Source organism: Bathymodiolus azoricus thioautotrophic gill symbiont (assembly GCF_001298715.1).
Lineage (GTDB): Bacteria > Pseudomonadota > Gammaproteobacteria > PS1 > Pseudothioglobaceae > Thiodubiliella.
In genome coordinates this window covers 1-1,138 of the sequence record NZ_CDSC02000407.1, presented here as the reverse complement: position 1 = coordinate 1,138, position 1,138 = coordinate 1, and the positions used below count along the sequence as shown (strand labels likewise).

General features: G+C 36.7%; 1 protein-coding gene. It reads left to right on the top strand.

Annotated elements, in window-relative coordinates:
* Positions 1-1,138: DNA internalization-related competence protein ComEC/Rec2 (locus tag BAZSYMA_RS07820; protein ID WP_090717575.1), on the top strand; the 1,138-nt coding region annotated here is incomplete at both ends.

Genomic DNA, 1,138 nt, shown 5'->3' with positions numbered 1-1,138 from the left:
TTAATTATCGGCGACCGCTCTTTGATTCCTGATGCACAGTGGTCATTATTCAAATCCACCAATACCACTCACCTTAGCGTGATTTCTGGATTACATATTGGGCTTATCTCTGGTTTTGTATTCTTACTGGTACAATTTTTATGGCGTTATTCCGCACGCTTAAGCATCATGATACCTGCACAGGTTATTGCTGCTTATTTTGGACTTATCTCTGCACTTTTATATGCATTGATTTCGGGATTTTCAATTCCAACAATTCGTGCCTTTATTATGGCAAGCGTGGTGTTTATTTCAATTATTCTTAGGCGTCATCATGATATTTGGCAACTCTATGGTATGGCATTGATATTGGTACTCCTTCATAACCCGTTAAGTGTTTTTAGCGTTGGTTTTTGGTTGTCATTTTATGTAGTGGCAATCATTATCTATGGTGCTGGGCAACATCAAGAAAAATCTTGGCTCTATCGCTTAATCTATATACAACTACTCATTAGTTTTTCCTCGTTGCCGCTTAGTATTTGGTTTTTTTCTGTTACTTCAGCCTTATCACCAATTGCAAATTTAATTGCCATTCCAATATTTAGTTTTATTGCCACTCCACTATCGCTAATCTCCGCCTTGCTGACTTTTAGTGGCCTTACTTATTTATCAGAGATAAGTTTTTCCATTGTTAATCAGTCATTGGTTTACCTGTTCGTCTTGTTAGAGCAATTACAACAATTTGATTTCAATCAATGGCATTACACGCAAACCTCATTGATAGATTTAGCGCTTTTTATCTTACTTGTATGTGTTGCTATTCTCCCTAAAGCATTAAAACTTCGTTGGCTATCTGTACTTGTATTGGGCTTGATGATATTGATACCTAACCCTAAAATGGATGACAACTCGGTACTAATTACGACGCTTGATGTCGCTCAAGGATTAGCCACTGTGGTGCAAACCAAAAACCATGTTTTATTGTTTGATACTGGCGCAAAATATCCTTCTGGTTTTAATCTTGGAGGGAGTGTCATTGCGCCTTATCTTCGTGCAAAGCACATTCAATATTTAGATAAGATTGTTATTTCTCATGGTGATAATGACCATATTGGTGGTCTTGATAATATTTTAGAAAATTTCAAGGTAGGTGAGATAC